Raw genomic sequence first — 20,087 nt, forward strand, 5'->3', positions numbered from 1 at the left:
GAGAATGCTCCATCTTCATTTTTTTAGAAAAACAGAGAGCGTCGAAGCGGCGGAATGCTCTGTTCAAAGCGGAAAACATTTTCTGGATCATATTTCGTTTTGACACGGCGGAGGCGTTCAACGTTTTCGCCGTAATATGTTCTTGGCCAGTTTCTGATTTCAATATCTGGCCAATTTACGTAGTCTCCCATCGTTTCTCTCGAAAGGGACGTTCTCAGCCCCTCAATCCAGCGGACGTTTTGTCTTTTTTCTCCAGGGGATGTCCAGTTTGTTAAGTATTCCTGGGCAATGATTGCATCACGATAATAAAATGCCGTTTGGTTGGGAGCGATCCGTCCGGCTGCCCCGCCGAGTGCTTGCTGCCAGACACTGGCGTTTTGATTCGGAGCGTGCTCTAAAAAGTGTTTTATTGTTGAGATCGCACGTTCTGATACTGGCTTTTCAATGAAAGAGCCGGAGCGTTTCATTTTTTGAGGCTGATTGCCTCCCGGGCTGTTAAAAAAGGTTACCGCTTCAATGAATGGCGTTGTTTTTACCATTCCGCTTGTCGGACTTCCTGCTTTCAATAAAGGCTTTAACAGTTTTTTTAACTCTGTTTTTGGCCCGACAAATTGGCCGAGGGCTTCTATGCGGTTTACTTCTTTAGGCCAAAACTCTATTGATGATGTAAGCCGGTCATCTGTATACGGGGCCCAGTGCTGCCACGTGTTAAATACTTCCTCAAAATCATCCCATCCCCATGTAATAGAAAAAATCGACACTTGAGAGATGGGCACTGCTTTAAATGTCATGGAGGTGACTATGCCGAAATTGCCTCCTCCGCCTCCCTGAGACGCCCAAAATAAGTCTGGATGATTTGAACAGCTGACTGTAATCAGATCAGCGCCCTCTTTTTCGTCTGCTACGATCATCTCGAGATTCACGAGACGGTCACAAGTAAGACCGGCAGCCCTTGTTAAAAGTCCAATTCCCCCTCCGAGAGTTAAACCTGTGAGCCCTACATTAGCAATGGTGCCTGCTGGAAGCGTCAGGCCGTATTGCCAGAGTGTCCGATAGACTTCTCCCAATTCAGCCCCCGCTTCAATATAGGCCAGCTTTTTATCCTGATTCACTGTTATTTTTTTCATTTCGCTTAAATCAATAACAAGACCGTTATTTAAAAGGGAAAAGTTCTCATAGCTGTGTCTGCCGCCTCTAATACGGAAAGGCACACGGTTTTCACGCGCCCATTTCAGCGCATTGAGTGCATCCTGTTTGTTTTGGCAAAACACAATGATATCAGGATACCTTTCTAAGCTTAGGTTAATATTGGTTCTTGCTTCGTTATAGTCCGGATCATCCCGTGTCACGATACGTCCGGTCAATTTTGTCTTTTCCACACTCCCACATCTCTTTCTCTCATATTCTAGTTTCTCTAGCTTATGCGTCAGGGGAAAAGTGTGTATAAGGAAAAAGCGGGGATGCAATCTGATACAGTGTCAACACCCTTAAAAAATAGTTGACAGATCGGTATTATATGAATTAACATGGTCAGTACAAATTTTTCAAATTTATCGCGCTGATCGGAACACCGAAGGCTCTTATCGTTTAGATAAGGGCCTTTTTTGTATGAAAAAGGAGGGATTATTGATGGGAGTCAAAAAAGAAAAGGGGAGAAAACGATTCAGAAAGCGAAAAACCTACGGGAATCAGATTTTGCCGCTTGAGCTGCTGATTGAAAAAAACAAACGAGAGATTATAAACAGCGAGGAGCTCATGGAAGAAATTTATATGAAGATTGATGAGAAGCATACGCAATGTGTAACTAAATAGAAAAAAACCCGCTGATTACAGCGGGTTTTTGCATTTCTACATTAAGCATCTTTTTTAATCGGCAATCCAAGGCCTTCTGCCACGCGTTTTCCGTATTCAGGATCCGCTTTGTAGAAGTGCTCGATTTGGCGCAGCTTGATTTCTTCTTTTTCTACCGGCTTCATAGCATTAACAATATTTTCAATAAGGCGGGTACGTTCATCTTCACTCATTAAACGATACAGATCACCGGCTTGAGTGTAGTGATCGTTGTGATCGTAGCTTACGCTGTCAGCGATGCCTTGTACCGGATATGCTGCTTGCTTATCCTCAGGTGACTCTTTTGGACCGCCGAAGCTGTTAGGCTCGTAATACACAGATCCGCCGCCGTTATCGTCAAAACGCATTTGTCCATCACGCTGATAATTGTTTACTTTGTTGCGGGCACGGTTGATTGGCAGCGCTTGATGGTTTGCACCGACACGGTAGCGGTGTGCATCATGATAAGCAAACAGTCGGCCTTGAAGCATTTTATCCGGTGAAACATCAATACCAGGCACGAGTGTTCCAGGTGAAAATGTCGCTTGTTCTACCTCTGCAAAGTAGTTTTCCGGATTTCTGTCTAGAACCATGCGTCCGACCTCGATTAACGGGTAGTCTTTTTGAGACCAAACTTTTGTGACATCAAACGGATCGAAACGGTACGTGTTTGCATCTTCTAAAGGCATGATTTGCACATATAGTTTCCATGCAGGATAATCACCGTTTTCGATTGCATTGAAAAGGTCTTCTGTATGGTAATCAGGGTTTTCACCGGCAATTTTTGCTGCCGTATTGACATCAAGGTTTTTCACGCCTTGTTCCGTTTTAAAGTGATATTTAATCCATACGCCTTCGCCTTCGGCATTTGTCCATTTGAATGTATGGCTTCCGAAGCCGTGCATGTGGCGAAGTGTTGCAGGAATTCCGCGGTCAGACATCAGGATTGTCACTTGGTGAAGTGACTCTGGTGAAAGTGACCAGAAATCCCATACAGCCGTAGGGTTTTTCAGGTGTGTTTTAGGATCTCTTTTTTGTGTATGGATGAAATCAGGGAACTTAATCGCATCGCGGATAAAGAATACAGGCGTATTGTTGCCGACGATGTCGTAGTTTCCTTCTTCAGTATAAAATTTAACAGCAAATCCGCGCGGGTCGCGAACTGTGTCAGCAGAGCCAAGTTCACCGGCAACTGTTGAGAAACGGATGAACAACGGTGTGCGTTTGCCGACTTCAGAAAGGAAAGCGGCTTTCGTGTATTTTGTTACGTCGTTTGTCACTTCAAAATATCCGTGTGCGCCTGCTCCTTTGGCGTGAACAACACGTTCAGGAACACGTTCTCGGTTGAAATGGGCCAATTTTTCGAGTAAATGTACATCTTGAATTAAAGTTGGTCCGCGAGAACCGGCAGTCATTGAGTTTTGATTATCTCCAACCGGAGCGCCCCAGCTAGTTGTCAGTTTATTTGAACTCATGTTATCACCTCTTGGAATTTATAAGAACATAATATCATCTCTAAGTAAAAAGTCAATATTATTTTATAATTATTATAAAATAGTTATCTCTATTAATCGATATCTAGTATCGAAAGTGTTGAAAAACTTTGTTGGAACAGCTTTTTATGACACTTAATAATTTTTGGAGAAATAATTTTTCCTTCTCTATTTGCGAAACAAGCAGAGTAAGTGATAAACAAGGATATCAAAAATCGTATTTAAAAAAGAGTTGACATATCGGAATAATTTGAATTAACATGTTATTCAAACAAAAAAACAATTGGGCAGCTGATCGGACCGCCGAAGGCTCTCATCTCTACAAGAACAGAGATGGGGGCCTTTTTGTTTTTTTTGAAGGCGGGGTTGGCAGAAAGAGAGGGATAAAAGTGGCTGTGACCATCAGCATCAAAGAAAAGGCATTTGTTCAAGAGGGCCGCAAAAACACGGTCTTAGAGAACATAGAATTATCAATCGCACCAGGCGAATTTCTAACGCTTATCGGACCGAGCGGGTGCGGAAAAAGCACCCTGTTAAAGATTATTGCAGGGCTTGATTCTGAATATGACGGGAGTGTTGAAATTAACGGCCGCAGCGTAACAGCTCCGGGTATTCAGCAAGGATTTATTTTTCAGGAACACCGCCTCTTTCCTTGGCTGACTGTTGAGCAGAATATTGCAGCCGACTTGAATTTGAAGGACCCAAAAGTCAAACAAAAGGTGGATGAACTGATCGAGATTGTCAGATTGAAAGGATCGGAGAAAGCATATCCGCGCGAGCTGTCAGGCGGCATGTCACAAAGAGTAGCCATCGCCCGGGCCCTGCTGCGGGAGCCTGAGGTGCTGCTTTTAGATGAACCGTTTGGTGCACTCGACGCTTTTACAAGAAAACACCTGCAGGACGTGCTGCTGGATATATGGAGGAGGAAAAAAACAACGATGATTCTCGTGACTCATGATATAGATGAATCTGTTTATTTAGGAAATGAGCTTGCGATCCTTAAGGCCAAACCGGGGAAAATCCATAAGCTGATGCCCATTCACCTGGCGTATCCGCGAAACCGGACGACTGCGGATTTCCAGGCGATCAGACAGAGAGTGCTGTCGGAATTCGAGAAAACAGAAGATTTGGAGTACGCAGAAGGTTCAGGGATATAGAAAGGGCGGAAGCGGAAATGAAAAAAGGACTCATTGTATTGGTTGCCGTTATTTTTCTGCTCGCAGGCTGTGGAGCAAATGGAGCCAGCGGTGACCACAAACAATTGAAGGAAATTCGTATTGGTATTCAGCAAAGCTTAAGCCCGCTTTTGATCGCAAAGGAAAAAGGCTGGTTCGAAGATGCATTTGAAAAAGAAGGCATCAAAGTGAAATGGGTGGAGTTTCAAAGCGGTCCGCCCCAATTTGAAGGCCTTGCGGCAGACAAACTTGATTTTTCTCAAGTCGGTAATTCGCCTGTGATCGCTGGACAGGCGGCAGGCATTGACTTTAAAGAAATCGGTTTGTCTCAGGACGGCTTGAAAGCAAACGGCATCCTTGTCAATCGAAACAGCGGCATTCAAGACGTTAAGGACTTAAAGGGGAAGAAAATTGCAGTCGCCAAAGGCAGCAGCGGGTTTGATTTTTTGTATAAAGCGCTTGATCAAGTGGGGTTGTCAGCTAATGATGTGACAATTATTCAGCTTCAGCCTGATGAAGCAGCTTCCGCATTTGAAAACGGATCTGTTGATGCCTGGTCCATTTGGGAGCCGTACTTGTCCTTAGAAACAATGAAACACGGAGCAAAAATCCTTGTGAACGGAGAAAGCACAGATTTATATTCACCGGGTTTTACTTTAGTAAGAACAAAGTTTTCAGAAGAGCATCCAGACGAAGTGGTCCGTTTTCTGAAGGTGTTTAATAAAGCCGTTGTATGGCAAAAGGAACATCTGGATGAAGCAGCGGACTTGTATTCTGACATTAAAGATCTCGATAAAAAGGTCGTCGAAAATGTGCTGAAAAATACTGAACCTCTGAATGAGGTCATCAGTGACGACATTGTGAAAGCGCAGCAGGAAACAGCAGATTTTCAATTTCGAACAAAGGCGATAGATAAGAAGATTGATGTGAAGGATGTTGTCGATAACACTTTTATCAAAAAAGCATTAAAGGAACATTCCTCAGGAGGTGATCAATGATGAAAGCAGAGGCTGCGGGCTCGCTGCCCAAAACGAATGCGGAAGCGGTGCGAAAAAAGCCCGGAAGGAAGAGATACGGCTGGATGAAGGGGCTTTTACTGCCCGCTGTCATCATTGCCATCTGGCAGGTCATCGGCGGGCTGGGGGTTGTGTCTGCTACAGTGCTGCCTACACCTGTTACGATTGTTCTGACCTTTAAGGAGCTTATTTTGTCCGGCGAACTGTTCGGCCATCTGCAAATCAGCATTTATCGGGCGGCGCTTGGTTTTTTGCTTGGCGCGGGGCTTGGATTGATGATCGGGATTTTGGCCGGATTTTCCAAACGGACGGAGCTGTATCTTGATCCGTCGTTGCAAATGCTTAGAACCGTACCTCATCTGGCCGTCACGCCGCTGTTTATTTTATGGTTCGGATTTGACGAAGTATCTAAAATTTTGCTGATTGCGCTCGGTGCCTTCTTTCCTGTCTATATCAATACGTTTAACGGCATCCGCGGGGTTGACGCGAAGCTGTTTGAAGTCGCCCGGGTGCTTGAATTTAAATGGCATCAGCAGATATCCAAAGTGATATTGCCGGCAGCCCTGCCCAATATATTGCTAGGCATTCGCTTATCGCTCGGCATTGCATGGCTCGGGCTCGTTGTGGCAGAGCTGATGGGCTCAAGCTCGGGAGTCGGCTATATGATCATGGATGCGAGACAGTTTTCACAAACGAATAAAGTCTTTGCAGGGATTATCATTTTTGCAGTGGTTGGAAAGCTGACGGATTCCTTCGTCAGGCTGCTTGAACGAAAGCTGTTAAAGTGGAGAAACAGCTACGAAGGATAAAAGATATAAAGGGGAGATGAATATGGAAATTCTTTGGTTTATACCAACTCATGGAGACGCGAGATATTTAGGATCTGAAAGTGATGGACGGACTGCGGATCATCTTTACTTTAAACAAGTCGCGCAGGCGGCAGACAGGCTGGGATATACAGGAGTTCTTCTGCCAACGGGAAGATCGTGCGAGGACCCGTGGCTTACAGCGTCGGCACTGGCAGGAGAAACAAAGGACTTAAAGTTTTTAGTCGCGGTAAGACCTGGTTTAATGCAGCCTTCTCTGGCAGCCAGAATGACATCCACCCTAGACCGCATTTCAGACGGCCGGCTGCTGATCAACGTTGTGGCAGGGGGCGATCCGTATGAGCTGGCAGGCGATGGCCTGTTTATCAGCCATGATGAGCGCTACGAGGCAACAGACGAATTTTTAACCGTTTGGCGGAGACTTTTGCAGGGAGAAACGGTTTCCTATGAAGGAAAGCATATAAAAGTGGAAAACAGCAATCTGCTTTTCCCGCCGCAGCAAGAGCCGCATCCGCCCATCTATTTCGGTGGTTCGTCACAGGCTGGAATTGAAGCTGCCGCAAAGCATACAGACGTGTACTTGACATGGGGTGAGCCGCCTGAACAAGTAAAAGAAAAGATAGAAAGAGTCAAAAAGCAAGCGGCAAAAGAAGGGAGATCCGTTCGATTTGGCATTAGGCTGCATGTCATTGCCCGTGAAACTGAACAAGAGGCATGGGAAGCGGCAGAGCGCTTGATCAGCCACTTGGATGATGACACCATTGCCAAAGCGCAGGCAGCTTTGAGCCGTTACGACTCTTCAGGCCAGCAGCGGATGGCCGTCCTTCATCAAGGCGATCGGACGAAGCTTGAAATCAGCCCGAATCTGTGGGCGGGGATCGGCCTGGTCAGAGGAGGGGCAGGAACAGCTCTTGTCGGTAATCCGCAGACGATTGCCGACCGGATAGCGGAGTACCAGGCACTCGGCATAGAATCGTTTATATTCTCCGGCTATCCGCATTTAGAAGAAGCGTATTATTTTGCAGAGCTTGTATTTCCGCTTTTGCCGTTTGAAAATGATCGGACGAGAAAGCTTCAGAACAAAAGGGGAGAAGCGGTAGGAAACACTTATTTTGTCAAAGAGAAAAATGCATGAGTTTAACTAAAATACAGCCCCCAAACATGGTATGATATTCAAAAAAAGGGGGCTTTTTTTCTGAAAACATTGAGAAGCGCGGCAGTCATTTGCCTCATAGCTATGCTGTCAGCATGCGGACATTCAAAACAGATGGAAATCAAAGCGGCGGACATATCAGATCTTGAAAAAAACAGAATGGATGTCGCAGCTTCACAGGCATTCACTGCCGAAGCCGTCAATATCGGTGAAGGTATTTCTTCAGCTGACATGTACATCGAACATTATCAAAAGGGAAAGCTTGTTGAGAGGTTTGGACCGGTTCGTGCAGATTATTCAGAGGAAAAAACTGATACCATACAATTTGTTTATTTTGAGAATGAAGAGGGGGAAGGAAAGAATAAACATACCACCATTCATTTTGGCATTGTGGATAAACAGGGAACTATAGCGGCTGATTCATCGGTGAAACGCGACGATAGCACAACACAGGAAATGACTCAGAATATTTCATCGCCGGAACCGATTACTTTCGAGAAGCCTGCTTTGATCGGCAGCAGTATTAGAGGGACTGACGAGACAATGCACACCTCTGAACATAAAAAAGAGCTCATTAAGCATCAAGATGCGTTACTGTATTATGTGGAATTGCATCATTAGAATGGGCGGCTTCAGGCCGTCTGTTTTACAAAGCGGTATGCTTGCTTTTTTGAATGGTGCATGATACATTTTAAATCGTAACAATTTCGATTTAAAGGGAGGCTATGTGACTTGGCTAAAAAATCAAAAGTGGCAAAAGAGTTAAAACGCCAACAGCTTGTTGAGCAATACGCTGGTATTAGACGCGAGTTGAAGGAAAAAGGAGATTACGAGGCACTCAGCAAGCTGCCAAGAGATTCAGCACCGGGAAGGCTTCACAACCGCTGCATGGTAACGGGGCGCCCGAGAGCATATATGAGGAAGTTTAAAATGTCCAGAATCGCTTTCAGGGAGCTGGCCCATAAAGGCCAGATTCCCGGTGTGAAAAAAGCAAGCTGGTAAAAAAAAACTCCGGCCGATTACAGCGCGCCGGAGTTTTTTTCGTTTTTCTTGAAAGAGATGACGTAGGAAAGGTGCTGGATGATCATGATGATAAACACAATAATAATAGGGAAAAACGGAATGCGCGATTGAAATAGCGGATAAAAAATGAGAAGAACCGCTGCGGCAGGCAGCGAGAAGTAGACAGCGATATATGACGCGCGACATGCTTTTGCCGTCATCATCTGCTCTCTTTCATCCTGCTCTTCAAACTCATCAGGCAGAAGTAGCTGCTTTCTGGCAGGGCGGCTTTTTTTCTGTAAGTACAAATAAACCGCAGACGCCGCAACAAACAGAATAAAGGGAGTGAGGTTTAAATCAAATACCATCCCGCCGCTCTTTGTGCCGAAAAAAGATGCTATGCCTTCTGAGGCTTCAAAGTATGAAATCAGCGCCCAGCATGCAAGGCCAAATAAAACAAGGTGAAAAGCTGCTTTTGTTTTCATGCTCATCTTAGTTTTCCTCCTCTAACCAAAAGACATCCTCCATTTTCATGGAGAAGGCTTTGCAGATTTTCAGTGCTAACAGCAGTGAGGGAACATAATCGCCTTTTTCAATCGCTGCCACAGTCTGTCTTGTGACGCCGACCGTTTCTCCGAGTTTTTCCTGAGAATAGCCGAAGCGTGCCCTCAGCTCTTTTACTTTATTTTTCATCATGACGTCTGTCCCCTTCACAATCTCGATTGATTATATTGTATAGTATACTTAACATTATGTAAATGGAACTTAACAACTTTACAAAAAGATAACTTTTTTTCGACAAAATTTTTATATTCCCTTGACGAAAAATAAATAAACATGTAATATAAAAAAAGTCAGAGCGGTACTGTTGCTGACAATCACAAATGCGGGTGTAGTTTAGTGGTAAAACCTCAGCCTTCCAAGCTGATGTCGTGAGTTCGATTCTCATCACCCGCTCCATACATACGTTATTAACGCAGTGTTTCGTTTCTCAGATAAACGAAGTATTGCGTTTTTTTATGTGAAAAAGAACACGGTATTCGTGTTCTTTTACGTAAGCCAATGTACTGTATGGGTGCCGCCGTGAATTTGTTCAAACATTTTCGTTAATGATGATAAGAGGTTAACAGCGCTGCTTTTCTCAATCGATGGCGGGAAAAAAATGATTTGCAGCATATTCTTAGTCTCGTTTGAAACGGGATAGTGGTTGACGCTGTTTTTGAAATCGCCAAAAATGCCGTTTTCATCAGAGAAAAGCAGTATGTTTTCTTTTTCTCCCAATGAGATCCGGACCGGCTCATGAAGCTTTCCGGCATCATAAATCATAATAGGCAGAGAATATTTTAATGCGAAAAAATCGATTGTGTCATGGGCCGAGTCTTTACTTTCCATGAATTGTTCCTTGGATATCGGGACCAGCATGTCCTCCATTGGGGTTGTTTCTCCCTCAAATGAAGGGTTAAGCTGTTTAAAGAGTTTCTGCCATTCCTTGACGAAGGATTCATCGGATATACCGCCGTCCGCATAGTCGAAAAACAAGGATTCTTGAAACAGGCGGAGTCTGCCTTTCAGCATTTGCGGTGAGGAGCCGACTTCGATATTCTCATAAATGACAGCAGCTGCATGTAAGCCGGCCGCACGTTCAGTAATAACAGAATCAAGTTTGATATTCACTAGCATTCACTCCAGTTACGTGATATCAACCTATTATAAACGCTGTATCGTTTTATCACAAAGAAAGGAGGCTGTGCAAAACATGAACGTTTATCAGCTCAAAGAAGAATTAATTGAATACGCGAAAAGCATTGGCGTGGACAAGATTGGTTTTACGACCGCTGATACTTTTGACAGTTTAAAAGACCGTTTGATTCTTCAAGAATCACTCGGCTATCTCTCCGGCTTTGAAGAGCCGGATATCGAAAAAAGGGTGACGCCGAAGCTTCTTTTGCCGAAAGCGAAATCAATAGTGGCAATTGCTCTCGCATATCCTTCCAGAATGAAGGATGCGCCGAGAAGCACGAGAACTGAGCGCAGGGGCATTTTTTGCAGAGCCTCCTGGGGAAAAGACTATCATGATGTGCTGAGGGAAAAGCTTGATCTACTGGAGGATTTTCTAAAAAGCAAGCATGAGGATATCAGAACGAAGTCAATGGTTGATACAGGTGAATTGTCTGATCGCGCCGTTGCGGAACGTGCCGGAATTGGATTCAGTGCGAAAAACTGTATGATCACAACACCCGAGTATGGCTCTTATGTGTATTTGGCGGAAATGATCACAAATATCCCTTTTGAGCCTGATGTGCCGATTGAAGATATGTGCGGGTCCTGCACGAAATGCTTGGACGCCTGTCCGACGGGAGCACTGGTTAATCCCGGGCAGCTTAATGCGCAGCGCTGCATCTCTTTTCTGACCCAGACAAAAGGATTTTTACCTGATGAATTCCGGACAAAAATCGGAAACCGCCTGTACGGGTGCGATACGTGCCAAACGGTATGCCCTCTCAATAAAGGGAAGGATTTTCATCTTCATCCGGAAATGGAGCCTGATCCTGAGATTGCCAAACCGTTATTGAAGCCGCTTTTGACCATCAGCAATCGGGAATTTAAGGAGAAATTCGGGCATGTCTCAGGTTCTTGGCGCGGAAAAAAACCGATTCAGCGAAACGCCATTCTCGCGCTTGCGCATTTTAAGGATGCTTCCGCACTGCCTGAATTGACGGAACTGATGCACAAGGATCCGCGTCCTGTCATCAGGGGGACAGCCGCATGGGCAATCGGAAAAATCGGAGACCCCGCATACGCGGAAGAGCTTGAAAAAGCGCTGGAAAAAGAGAAGGATGAAGAGGCAAAGCTGGAAATTGAAAAAGGAATTGATTTGCTAAAAGCTTCAGGCATGACTAAACGAGGCTTGTCCTGACATACGTATAGAGCAGAAGGAAAAAACACTTGAGATCATCCAAGTGTTTTTTCTCTATAAAAAAGTATGGCGGGTGGGGTGAGCTTGAAGCACATTTTAGAACAATTAGCGGAGGAGCGGCTGGGCTTTCTGGTTAACGGGCATGCTATGAGACAGGAGTCTCAAGTCGGAGACCTTAAAGTCATGGAGCGTAAGAAAAAGCTTCTGGAAAAACGTAAAGTTGACATCATAAAAGCGAAAGCAAAGGCCGTGATTAATCATGTGCGGGTTGAGGATGACGGAACGACCTGCCTTTCGTATACCATTCATTACGAATACGTGTGTAAGGAACAAGATGACAGCTTGTATATAGAAGAGCACATAGAGGAGCGAATGGCTTTCCTGTATGATCACATTTTGATTAGTGATCAGGAAATTGCGAAAAAGCCGGCTGGATTTCATGAAGGGACCAGTATTATTGACTATTCTGAAGCTGAAGAGGAAAGAGAAGCGTTTGGCAGGGCTTTTCAATACGATCGTCTCGGCGCTGTCCAATATGCCGAGAAATTTTGGAACAAGCGCAATCCTGCTTATAAAAATTTCAGCGATAACTGTACAAATTTTATTTCTCAGTGTCTTCATGCAGGAGGCGCGCCGATGCGCGGTCATCCGAACAGGGGATCAGGCTGGTGGATGAAACAAAGCTCATGGAGCTACAGCTGGACGGTGGCGCACTCTATGAAAATGTATTTGTCGAATTCAAAGGCCGGACTGCGTGCGGTGCGGGTGAAATCAGCGGAAGAACTGATGCCGGGCGATGTGATTTGCTATGACTTCGAAGGAGACGGCCGCTTTAATCATACAACGATTGTCGTGGCAAAGGACAAAGGCAATATGCCGCTTGTCAACGCCCAGACCTATGACAGCCGGATGAGGTATTGGTCATATGAGGATTCTACAGCATACACGCAGTCAATACGATATGCCTTTTTTCATATCGTTGATGATACGACAAAAGAGTAATTAATGTTATAATGATGGGCGGATAAGAAAAACAGAGGTGAACATTGTGGCATTACATGTCGTTTTATATCAACCAGAAATTCCCGCTAACACAGGGAATATTGCACGTACTTGTGCAGCAACCAATACAACGCTACACCTGATTCGTCCGCTCGGCTTTTCAACGGATGATAAAATGCTGAAGCGTGCCGGACTCGATTATTGGGAGTTTGTTAACGTTGTGTATCATGATTCGTTAGAAGAATTGTTTGAGGCATATGAAAAAGGCCAGTTTTTCTTTATTACAAAATTCGGCCAGCAGCCTCATACATCATTTGATTACACTGATCTTGACGAGGATTATTTCTTCGTGTTCGGAAGAGAAACAAGCGGTTTGCCAAAGGATTTAATTCAAAATAATATGGACCGCTGCCTGCGTCTTCCGATGACAGAGCATGTCAGATCGTTAAATCTGTCCAATACTGCCGCGATTCTTGTTTATGAAGCGCTGCGCCAGCAAAATTACCGTGATTTAAAATAGTGAAAAAACCCGCTCATCGATGATGGGCGGGTTTTTTTGCGGATGTTGAAATGCTTTGTTTCGTTTTTGGGCTTAACAACGTAACAGTGTTATGTTACAATGTACCCATCAAAGGAGCTGGACTTATGGAAGAACAATTAATCTCTAAAAAAGAATTACTTGAAAGAACATCGATTTCATACGGTCAGCTGTATCGATGGAAGCGGAAAAACTTAATACCTGAGGAATGGTTTATTCGTAAATCCACATTTACAGGGCAAGAGACGTTTTTTCCGAGAGAGGAGATTTTAAAACGTATATCAATGATTCAAAAGATGAAAGAAAATTTGTCTTTGGATGAAATGAGGGAAATGCTGTCGCCGAAAATGAAGGATGTCAGCATGACCGCTGATGAATTGCTTCATAAAGGTTTGGTTTCAAGGCCTGCTCTTGAAGCCTATTCAGAAGACGGAGGAAGTCCGGTTTTTTCATCCAGCGATTTGCTTTCGCTATATGTGCTTGAGGGACTGCTGCAGTCTGGAAATGTAAGCCTTGCAGAAGCAAAAATGGCTGCAGAGGTATTAAAGAAGCATGATAATGAAGAGATTGAAAAACAGACGGAGCTGATTGTGCTCCGCAAGCTCGGTGTCACAACTTGTTTTATAGCGGCTGCGGCGGACAGCATTTTGTTTGAATCATCCGTAAAGGTTGTGGAACGGGTAGATTTATTAAAAGCTTCAGAGGAATTAAAAACAACATTTATGCAGGAGGGCCATCAATGGATGTAGTGGAAAAGCTGGTGATAAACGGATCAGGAAGTTCAAAGGGAGGAACATTTCAATCTGTTGAGATTAATGGCAGCGGGACAGTGGCCGGGGACGTGGAGTGTGACACTTTTTCTTTTAATGGAAACGGAAAAGCCGACGGCAGCGTCAAAGCGAAAGCGGTAACCATCAGCGGTTCAGGAAAGATACATGGAGACGTTGAAGCAGAATCTATCCGGATGAATGGCACTGGTTTTATTCAAGGAGAGGTATCTGCAAAACAATTGAAAATCGCTGGATCATCAACATTTGGCGGCACTGTCAAGGCTGATGGCATTGACATTAGCGGAAAAGCTGTCATGGAAGCAGATTGTGAAACAGAAACCTTTCAATCAGAAGGGAAATGCAAAATCAGCGGGCTTTTAAATGCAGACCAGGTGATCATTAAGCTTTCTGCAGGGGAAAGCTATGTGCGGGAGATCGGCTGCCGCCATCTTCAAGTGACCTGCAGAAAAGGAATGCTGACATTGCTCAGATTAATGCCGCAGCCTGTTCTAACAGCAGAGCTGATCGAAGGTGACGTGATTGAATTGACAAATACAAAGGCGAAAACCGTGCGCGGAAATAAAGTGGTCATCGGCCCGGATTGCCAGATTGAAACCGTCGAATACAGTGGGGACTATACCTGTGATCCAAGCGCGTCGGTTGAAACATCCACAAAGTTGTAAGGAGGATCGTAATGGAGACAACAAAACTGGGAAATTTAAAATTATATGGCGCTGGGCATGCCGCAGGAGGCGCGTATCACAATGTCAGCATCAAAGGAGAAGGTGTAGTTGGAGAAGGGCTGTCTGCTGTAGGCTGCCGCATATACGGAACGGGCCTTTTTCTCGGAAAAGCAGAGACTGAGCGGCTGCGTGTGCTCGGAGAAAGTGAATGTAAAGGCGATCTGACAGCCGGCAAAATCAATATATATGGGATAATGAAAGTCAGCGGCTCACTTCAATTTGATCGATTCAATCTGAAAGGCCAGACTGAAATTGGCGGGAATATGACTGGAGAATCCTGCGATGTGAAAGGGAAGCTCAGCGTAAAAGGTGATTGTGAAACAGAAATGTTCCATGTCACAGGCTGTGTTGATGTATCGGGGTTATTAAATTCGGGTGAGATCAAGCTGGGATTGAGCCATGATATAAGCCATGTGCAGGAAATCGGCGGAACAACAATTACAGTGAAAAGACGCGCGAGTTTTTTTAACCGGAAGAAAGTGAAGCTGATCGCCGATGTCATAGAAGGCGATCGGGTTTATTTGGAGAATACCGAAGCGGCAGTCGTCAGGGGAAAAGAAGTGATCATCGGGCCGGGATGCAGTATCGGAACAATTGAGTACGAAAACAAATATGAATGCGATCCGCATTCACAGATTAAAGAAAAAACAAAACTGTAAAACATTGTTCTGTTATACAAAAAGGGTGCTCTTTCAGGAGCACCCTTTTTTATTCTTTTCCAGGCTTGCTTTCGTATCCTGCGGTAAAAATTGATACTAAAAAAGTGACAATGACACCCATCATGATGATTGTTTTCACCGTCTCTCCCCCTCTTCAATTTTTCCGTGCTGTCCGAGTCTGGATGATTCTGTATTTTTCTTTATTATGAACGGTCGCAGTCTGCCTTGTCAACGATGTATAAGTATCTTTATTTTTAAGAAACCAAAGCATGTATCACGAGATGGCGGCATAGATTGTATCAAAGTACCTTATTTGCATAGTGTATCAAACATGATAGAGGAGGTCCTTATGGATATATTAAAGAAAATTGAACAGTACAGAGAGGAAGAGCAGCGGCTGAAATGGGAAGGAACTTTCGCCGATTATTTGGAGATTATTAAAGAAAATCCGATGGTCGCGCAATCTGCTCATTCTCGAGTTTTTAATATGATAAAAGACAGCGGGATAGAGGAGATTGACGGACGCAAGAAGTACAGTTTTTTTGACCGCGAGCTGTTCGGGCTTGAAGAATCTCTGGAGCGTCTTGTGGAAGAGTATTTTCATCCGGCTGCCAAACGTCTAGATGTCAGAAAGCGGATTCTATTGCTGATGGGGCCTGTGAGCGGCGGTAAATCCACGCTGGTCACAATGCTTAAAAAAGGTCTCGAAGCGTACACGCTGACAGATAATGGCGCTGTATATGCGATTAAAGGCTGCCCGATGCACGAGGACCCTCTACATTTAATCCCCCATCATTTACGCGATGACTTTTACAGGGAATACGGCATTAGAATAGAAGGAAGTCTTTCTCCTTTAAATGTCATGAGGCTGGAGGAAGAGTACGGAGGAAGAATTGAGGATGTGAAGGTGGAGCGCATCTTCTTTTCAGAAGATAAGCGTACGGGAATTGGAACATTCAGTCCCTCTGATCCGAAATCTCAGGATATTGCCGATTTGACGGGGAGTATTGATTTCTCAACAATCGCCGAGTACGGTTCAGAATCAGATCCGCGTGCTTATCGGTTTGACGGAGAGCTGAATAAAGCGAACCGCGGGATGATGGAGTTTCAGGAGATGCTGAAATGTGATGAGAAATTTCTCTGGCATTTGCTTTCCTTGACACAGGAAGGGAATTTTAAAGCTGGGCGGTTTGCGTTAATTTCTGCTGATGAGCTGATCGTGGCTCACACGAATGAAACGGAGTATCGCTCATTTATTTCTAATAAGAAGAATGAAGCCCTGCACTCAAGAATCATCGTGATGCCGGTTCCTTATAATTTAAAAGTGTCTGAGGAAGAGAGAATTTATGAAAAAATGATCGCAGAAAGCGATGTGGCGGATGTTCATATTGCCCCGCATACGTTGAAGGTCGCCGCGATGTTCTCAATCCTTACCCGGTTAAAAGAGCCGAAGCGGTCGGATATTGATCTGGTCAAGAAAATGAGACTGTATGATGGAGAAAGTGTGGAAGGATATAATTCTGTCGACGTTGAGGATATGAAAAAAGAATATAATGATGAAGGCATGAGCGGCATTGATCCGCGGTACGTGATCAACCGGATTTCTTCAACGATTATCAGAAAAAATATGGAATCGATTAATTCTCTCGATGTTCTTCGCTCCTTAAAAGAAGGTCTTGATCAGCACCCATCAATTTCAAGCGAGGACAGGGAGCGGTATTTGAATTTTATTTCTGCCGCCCGCAAGGAATATGACGATATTGCGAAAAAGGAAGTTCAAAAAGCGTTTGTGTATTCATATGAAGAATCAGCAAAAACACTTATGGACAATTACCTCGATAACGTAGAGGCCTATTGCAATAAAAACAAGCTTCGTGATCCTTTGACAGGAGAGGAAATGAACCCTGACGAAAAGCTGATGAGATCCATCGAAGAGCAGATCGGCATTTCGGAAAACGCCAAAAAAGCGTTCCGCGAAGAAATTTTAATCCGCATCTCAGCCTATGCGAGAAAAGGCAAGCGGTTTGATTACAATTCCCATGAAAGACTGCGTGAAGCTATTCAGAAAAAGCTGTTTGCTGATCTGAAGGATGTCGTTAAAATTACGACCTCAACAAAAACGCCGGATGAGCAGCAGCTGAAAAAGGTAAATGAAGTCGTGGCCCGTTTAATTGATGAGCACGGCTACAACTCGACGAGCGCCAATGAGCTGCTGAAATATGTCGGCAGCCTGCTGAACCGATAAGCAACGTGACCCGTCCGAATAGGGCGGGTTATTTTGTCCCATTTTCTAAATAGTTTGTCAATTAAATGTGCTTTTATGCATATGATGAATATAAATCTTTTCGAAAGACTTGTTTCATAATCTGGCACAAGCCGGAATACGTATGTATCACGACCACAAATGGTTAAGGAGGGGAATTCATGTCCCAAAATGACAGCGGCCATTTTTTGATTTCTGAGGAAAACTGGTCCCTCCATCGCAAAGGCTTCGATGACCAGCAGCGCCACCAGAAAAAAGTGCAGGAAGCGATCAAAAACAATCTTCCGGACCTCGTAACTGAGGAAAGCATTATTATGTCTAATGGAAAAGATGTAGTGAAGATCCCAATCCGTTCACTTGATGAGTATAAAATCCGTTATAACTATGATAAAAATAAACATGTAGGGCAAGGAGACGGCGAGAGCCAGGTTGGAGATGTTGTGGCCCGGGATGGATCAGACAAAAAACAAGGGCCTGGAAAAGGGCAGGGTGCCGGTGATCAGGCAGGCGAGGATTATTATGAAGCGGAAGTTTCATTAATGGATTTAGAAGAAGCGCTTTTTAAAGAATTAGAGCTTCCGAATCTCCAGCAAAAAGAGCGGGACAATATCATTCATACAGATATCGAGTTTAATGATATCCGTAAAACAGGGTTAACCGGTAATATTGATAAGAAAAGAACGATGATGTCAGCCTTTAAACGAAACGCAATGTCAGGAAAACCGTCGTTCTACCCAATTTATCCGGAGGACCTGAAATATAAGACGTGGAATGACATCACAAAGCCCGAATCAAAAGCCGTCGTTTTAGCCATGATGGATACAAGCGGCAGTATGGGGGTTTGGGAAAAATACATGGCCAGAAGCTTCTTTTTCTGGATGACCCGTTTTTTGCGGACAAAATACGAGACTGTGGAAATTGAATTTATTGCCCATCATACAGAAGCAAGAGTGGTCTCGGAGGAGGATTTTTTCTCAAAGGGAGAAAGCGGTGGAACCATTTGTTCTTCCGTATATCGGAAGTCGCTTGAGCTTATTGATGAAAAGTACAATCCCGCCCGCTATAACATTTACCCGTTTCATTTTTCTGACGGTGACAACCTGACATCTGATAACGCGCGCTGTGTGAAGCTGGTCAATGATATTATGAAGAAGGCCAATCTGTTTTGCTACGGCGAGGTCAATCAGTACAACAGGCATTCAACGTTAATGTCTGCATATAAAAATGTAAAAGATGAGAAATTTAAGTACTATATTTTAAAACAGAAATCTGATGTTTTTCAGGCTCTAAAGAACTTTTTCAGAAATGAAGAGTCTGGTGTAAGCCATCAATTTTCGTAATGAAAAGCCCATTTCAGGGCTTTTTTTTATTTAATAAAAGCAAGAAAACGCTTGCGAAAAAAATACGGGAGAAAAAGAAATTTTTCCTTTGACAAATCTTCTTTCATTTATTAATATTTTATCTTGTGAACTATTATTGAGGAATGAGGTGAAAAGGAGTTGACTGAATCAGAACGTGCTTTGCTCACTTTTGAACAGCTCTTCGATACGTCTCGGGCGATATATAAAAAACAGAAGAAGATATTGGAGATTGTGCTTGAGCCTTTTGATATTACAGTCCTTCAATATTTGCTGATGTTTAAAATTCATCAAAGCGGAAGCACCCCGCTAAGCAAGCTGGCAATGTCGCTTGATCTTAAGCCTGCTTCTGTGACGCGGATGACAGATATTCTGTATAAGCGCCAATTGATGAATCGATATGACAGTCCGGATGACCGCCGTATCGTCATGATTCAGTTAACCGAAGAGGGGGAAGAACTGATAGAAAAAGCCGCTGTGCAATATGCAAAAATGGGTGCTGGCTTGTACCAAAAGCTTGATACCTCCCAGCTGCAGTATTTGCGCAAACTAGCCGGAAGTTTAACGAAGCTTGCTGAAGGCTGTTCAGAAAAAAGCGGTAATTAAAAACTTCTCACATATTTTCACCAGCTTTCCGCAAAATGATAGAGGATGAAACGAAAGGAGAAAACAAAATGAACAGAGGACGTTTAATTCTGACCAACATTATCGGTTTGATTGTTGTTCTTGCAATTATAGCTGGAGGTGCTTACTACTATTATCAAAGCACAAACTACGTAAAAACAGATGAAGCAAAAGTAGCGGGCGATATGGCTGCTATTACTGCTCCAGCAGCAGGTAAAGTATCTGACTGGGATCTGGACGAAGGAAAAACAGTGAAAAAAGGCGACACAGTTGCAAAAATCAAAGGTGAACAAACTGTTGACGTAAAATCCATTATGGATGGCACAATTGTGAAAAACGAAGTGAAAAACGGACAAACCGTACAAGCTGGTACAACAATTGCACAAACGATTGACATGGACAACCTATACATCACAGCAAATATTAAAGAAACAGATATTGCGGATATTGAAGTAGGAAATAGTGTAGACGTAGTAGTTGACGGAGACCCTGATACAACATTTGACGGTACTGTAGAAGAAATTGGCTATGCGACTAACTCAACTTTTGATATGCTTCCATCTACAAATTCAAGCGGAAACTACACAAAAGTAACACAAAAAATTCCTGTGAAAATTTCAATCAAAAACCCATCTGATAAGGTGCTTCCTGGAATGAATGCATCTGTTAAAATTTCTGAGTAAAACAGATCAGTCATCAAACCATGAAAGGAGGTTG

The 20,087-nt window shown here is 43.9% G+C and carries 22 protein-coding genes and 1 tRNA gene; 18 read left to right on the forward strand and 5 right to left on the reverse strand.

Features of this window, described 5'->3' with window-relative positions; genetic code table 11:
• Positions 1–23: 23 nt before the first annotated feature.
• Positions 24–1,379 carry an FAD-binding oxidoreductase gene (locus tag MKY10_RS04760; RefSeq protein ID WP_044052589.1) on the reverse strand — a complete coding sequence of 452 codons (1,356 nt, stop codon included), beginning with the start codon at positions 1,377–1,379 and terminating at the stop codon, positions 24–26.
• A gap of 250 nt (positions 1,380–1,629) precedes the next feature.
• Here MKY10_RS04760 and senS point away from each other — a divergent pair, with 250 nt between their 5' ends.
• Positions 1,630–1,812: a transcriptional regulator SenS gene (senS, locus tag MKY10_RS04765; RefSeq protein ID WP_044052588.1), complete on the forward strand. Its 183-nt coding sequence runs from the start codon at positions 1,630–1,632 to the stop codon at positions 1,810–1,812.
• A 41-nt stretch (positions 1,813–1,853) separates the two neighbouring features.
• Here the strand turns inward: senS and katA are convergent, their stop codons facing one another.
• Entirely contained in the window at positions 1,854–3,305 is a 1,452-nt protein-coding gene (katA, locus tag MKY10_RS04770) for a catalase KatA (protein WP_015252505.1), read from the reverse strand.
• Positions 3,306–3,712: 407 nt separating this feature from the next.
• On the opposite strand from katA, the gene MKY10_RS04775 reads away from it, so the two are divergent.
• The 6 genes from MKY10_RS04775 to rpsN all read left to right on the forward strand — a co-directional run bounded on the left by MKY10_RS04775 (position 3,713) and on the right by rpsN (position 8,496).
• Positions 3,713–4,480: an ABC transporter ATP-binding protein gene (locus MKY10_RS04775; protein ID WP_061891226.1), complete on the forward strand. Its 768-nt coding sequence runs from the start codon at positions 3,713–3,715 to the stop codon at positions 4,478–4,480.
• 17 nt (positions 4,481–4,497) lie between these two features.
• Positions 4,498–5,496, forward strand: a complete 999-nt coding sequence (locus MKY10_RS04780) for an aliphatic sulfonate ABC transporter substrate-binding protein (protein WP_029317518.1) — start codon at positions 4,498–4,500, stop codon at positions 5,494–5,496.
• Positions 5,493–6,323, forward strand: coding sequence for an ABC transporter permease (locus MKY10_RS04785; protein ID WP_010886451.1), 831 nt, complete (start codon positions 5,493–5,495; stop codon positions 6,321–6,323). Before MKY10_RS04780 ends, MKY10_RS04785 begins: the two co-directional genes overlap by 4 nt.
• 22 nt (positions 6,324–6,345) lie before the next feature.
• Positions 6,346–7,476, forward strand: a complete 1,131-nt coding sequence (ssuD, locus tag MKY10_RS04790) for an FMNH2-dependent alkanesulfonate monooxygenase (RefSeq protein WP_048654839.1) — start codon at positions 6,346–6,348, stop codon at positions 7,474–7,476.
• A gap of 102 nt (positions 7,477–7,578) precedes the next feature.
• On the forward strand, positions 7,579–8,115 hold the full coding sequence (locus MKY10_RS04795; RefSeq protein ID WP_003245073.1) for a hypothetical protein: 537 nt from the start codon (positions 7,579–7,581) through the stop codon (positions 8,113–8,115).
• A gap of 111 nt (positions 8,116–8,226) precedes the next feature.
• A complete protein-coding gene (gene rpsN / locus MKY10_RS04800) occupies positions 8,227–8,496 on the forward strand; it encodes a 30S ribosomal protein S14 (RefSeq protein ID WP_003233455.1) in 270 nt (89 codons plus the stop codon).
• A 17-nt stretch (positions 8,497–8,513) separates the two neighbouring features.
• Here rpsN and MKY10_RS04805 read toward each other — a convergent pair whose 3' ends face one another.
• The gene (locus MKY10_RS04805) at positions 8,514–8,987 is read right to left on the reverse strand and encodes a lipoprotein (RefSeq protein ID WP_003245008.1); all 474 of its coding nucleotides are present in this window, start codon (positions 8,985–8,987) and stop codon (positions 8,514–8,516) included.
• A 1-nt stretch (position 8,988) separates the two neighbouring features.
• A complete protein-coding gene (locus tag MKY10_RS04810) occupies positions 8,989–9,189 on the reverse strand; it encodes a helix-turn-helix transcriptional regulator (protein WP_009966860.1) in 201 nt (66 codons plus the stop codon).
• A gap of 193 nt (positions 9,190–9,382) precedes the next feature.
• On the opposite strand from MKY10_RS04810, the gene MKY10_RS04815 reads away from it, so the two are divergent.
• Positions 9,383–9,456 (forward strand) — tRNA-Gly (locus MKY10_RS04815).
• Between the two features lie 90 nt (positions 9,457–9,546).
• Here the strand turns inward: MKY10_RS04815 and MKY10_RS04820 are convergent.
• The gene (locus MKY10_RS04820; RefSeq protein ID WP_003245517.1) at positions 9,547–10,170 is read right to left on the reverse strand and encodes a B3/4 domain-containing protein; all 624 of its coding nucleotides are present in this window, start codon (positions 10,168–10,170) and stop codon (positions 9,547–9,549) included.
• Between the two features lie 82 nt (positions 10,171–10,252).
• Here MKY10_RS04820 and queG point away from each other — a divergent pair, with 82 nt between their 5' ends.
• From queG to MKY10_RS04870, 10 genes are all read left to right on the forward strand, one after another.
• Complete coding sequence (queG, locus tag MKY10_RS04825; RefSeq protein WP_014479245.1) at positions 10,253–11,413, forward strand: tRNA epoxyqueuosine(34) reductase QueG; 1,161 nt, start codon at positions 10,253–10,255, stop codon at positions 11,411–11,413.
• Positions 11,414–11,479: 66 nt separating this feature from the next.
• Entirely contained in the window at positions 11,480–12,415 is a 936-nt protein-coding gene (locus tag MKY10_RS04830) for an amidase domain-containing protein (protein WP_072592515.1), read from the forward strand.
• Between the two features lie 37 nt (positions 12,416–12,452).
• Positions 12,453–12,935 carry a tRNA (uridine(34)/cytosine(34)/5-carboxymethylaminomethyluridine(34)-2'-O)-methyltransferase TrmL gene (trmL, locus tag MKY10_RS04835; RefSeq protein ID WP_003233442.1) on the forward strand — a complete coding sequence of 161 codons (483 nt, stop codon included), beginning with the start codon at positions 12,453–12,455 and terminating at the stop codon, positions 12,933–12,935.
• Positions 12,936–13,060: 125 nt separating this feature from the next.
• Positions 13,061–13,702, forward strand: coding sequence for a YhbD family protein (locus MKY10_RS04840; RefSeq protein WP_014479247.1), 642 nt, complete (start codon positions 13,061–13,063; stop codon positions 13,700–13,702).
• Positions 13,693–14,406 carry a polymer-forming cytoskeletal protein gene (locus tag MKY10_RS04845; RefSeq protein WP_021479697.1) on the forward strand — a complete coding sequence of 238 codons (714 nt, stop codon included), beginning with the start codon at positions 13,693–13,695 and terminating at the stop codon, positions 14,404–14,406. The genes MKY10_RS04840 and MKY10_RS04845 overlap by 10 nt, the downstream gene beginning before the upstream one ends.
• Before the next feature lie 11 nt (positions 14,407–14,417).
• Complete coding sequence (locus tag MKY10_RS04850; protein WP_003233436.1) at positions 14,418–15,125, forward strand: hypothetical protein; 708 nt, start codon at positions 14,418–14,420, stop codon at positions 15,123–15,125.
• A gap of 349 nt (positions 15,126–15,474) precedes the next feature.
• Positions 15,475–17,370, forward strand: a complete 1,896-nt coding sequence (prkA, locus tag MKY10_RS04855) for a serine/threonine protein kinase PrkA (RefSeq protein ID WP_003239626.1) — start codon at positions 15,475–15,477, stop codon at positions 17,368–17,370.
• A gap of 179 nt (positions 17,371–17,549) precedes the next feature.
• Complete coding sequence (gene yhbH, locus MKY10_RS04860; RefSeq protein ID WP_003233432.1) at positions 17,550–18,728, forward strand: sporulation protein YhbH; 1,179 nt, start codon at positions 17,550–17,552, stop codon at positions 18,726–18,728.
• Between the two features lie 159 nt (positions 18,729–18,887).
• Positions 18,888–19,352, forward strand: coding sequence for a MarR family transcriptional regulator (locus tag MKY10_RS04865; RefSeq protein ID WP_003233431.1), 465 nt, complete (start codon positions 18,888–18,890; stop codon positions 19,350–19,352).
• Positions 19,353–19,387: 35 nt separating this feature from the next.
• Positions 19,388–20,053 carry an HlyD family efflux transporter periplasmic adaptor subunit gene (locus tag MKY10_RS04870; RefSeq protein ID WP_014476241.1) on the forward strand — a complete coding sequence of 222 codons (666 nt, stop codon included), beginning with the start codon at positions 19,388–19,390 and terminating at the stop codon, positions 20,051–20,053.
• Positions 20,054–20,087 lie beyond the last annotated feature (34 nt).

Source organism: Bacillus sp. FSL P4-0290 (genome assembly GCF_037975435.1).
Taxonomy (GTDB): Bacteria; Bacillota; Bacilli; order Bacillales; family Bacillaceae; genus Bacillus; species Bacillus subtilis.

What these genes read in the sequence shown, in the direction of transcription:
- senS (WP_044052588.1), top strand. Translation starts at nt 1,630, where the DNA reads ATGGGAGTCAAAAAAGAAAAGGGGAGAAAACGATTCAGAAAGCGAAAA.
- katA (WP_015252505.1), bottom strand. Translation starts at nt 3,305, where the DNA reads ATGAGTTCAAATAAACTGACAACTAGCTGGGGCGCTCCGGTTGGAGAT.
- MKY10_RS04780 (WP_029317518.1), top strand. Translation starts at nt 4,498, where the DNA reads ATGAAAAAAGGACTCATTGTATTGGTTGCCGTTATTTTTCTGCTCGCA.
- MKY10_RS04785 (WP_010886451.1), top strand. Translation starts at nt 5,493, where the DNA reads ATGATGAAAGCAGAGGCTGCGGGCTCGCTGCCCAAAACGAATGCGGAA.
- ssuD (WP_048654839.1), top strand. Translation starts at nt 6,346, where the DNA reads ATGGAAATTCTTTGGTTTATACCAACTCATGGAGACGCGAGATATTTA.
- MKY10_RS04795 (WP_003245073.1), top strand. Translation starts at nt 7,579, where the DNA reads ATGCTGTCAGCATGCGGACATTCAAAACAGATGGAAATCAAAGCGGCG.
- MKY10_RS04805 (WP_003245008.1), bottom strand. Translation starts at nt 8,987, where the DNA reads ATGAGCATGAAAACAAAAGCAGCTTTTCACCTTGTTTTATTTGGCCTT.
- MKY10_RS04810 (WP_009966860.1), bottom strand. Translation starts at nt 9,189, where the DNA reads ATGAAAAATAAAGTAAAAGAGCTGAGGGCACGCTTCGGCTATTCTCAG.
- queG (WP_014479245.1), top strand. Translation starts at nt 10,253, where the DNA reads ATGAACGTTTATCAGCTCAAAGAAGAATTAATTGAATACGCGAAAAGC.
- MKY10_RS04830 (WP_072592515.1), top strand. Translation starts at nt 11,480, where the DNA reads ATGGCGGGTGGGGTGAGCTTGAAGCACATTTTAGAACAATTAGCGGAG.
- MKY10_RS04840 (WP_014479247.1), top strand. Translation starts at nt 13,061, where the DNA reads ATGGAAGAACAATTAATCTCTAAAAAAGAATTACTTGAAAGAACATCG.
- MKY10_RS04845 (WP_021479697.1), top strand. Translation starts at nt 13,693, where the DNA reads ATGGATGTAGTGGAAAAGCTGGTGATAAACGGATCAGGAAGTTCAAAG.
- MKY10_RS04850 (WP_003233436.1), top strand. Translation starts at nt 14,418, where the DNA reads ATGGAGACAACAAAACTGGGAAATTTAAAATTATATGGCGCTGGGCAT.
- prkA (WP_003239626.1), top strand. Translation starts at nt 15,475, where the DNA reads ATGGATATATTAAAGAAAATTGAACAGTACAGAGAGGAAGAGCAGCGG.
- yhbH (WP_003233432.1), top strand. Translation starts at nt 17,550, where the DNA reads ATGTCCCAAAATGACAGCGGCCATTTTTTGATTTCTGAGGAAAACTGG.
- MKY10_RS04870 (WP_014476241.1), top strand. Translation starts at nt 19,388, where the DNA reads ATGATAGAGGATGAAACGAAAGGAGAAAACAAAATGAACAGAGGACGT.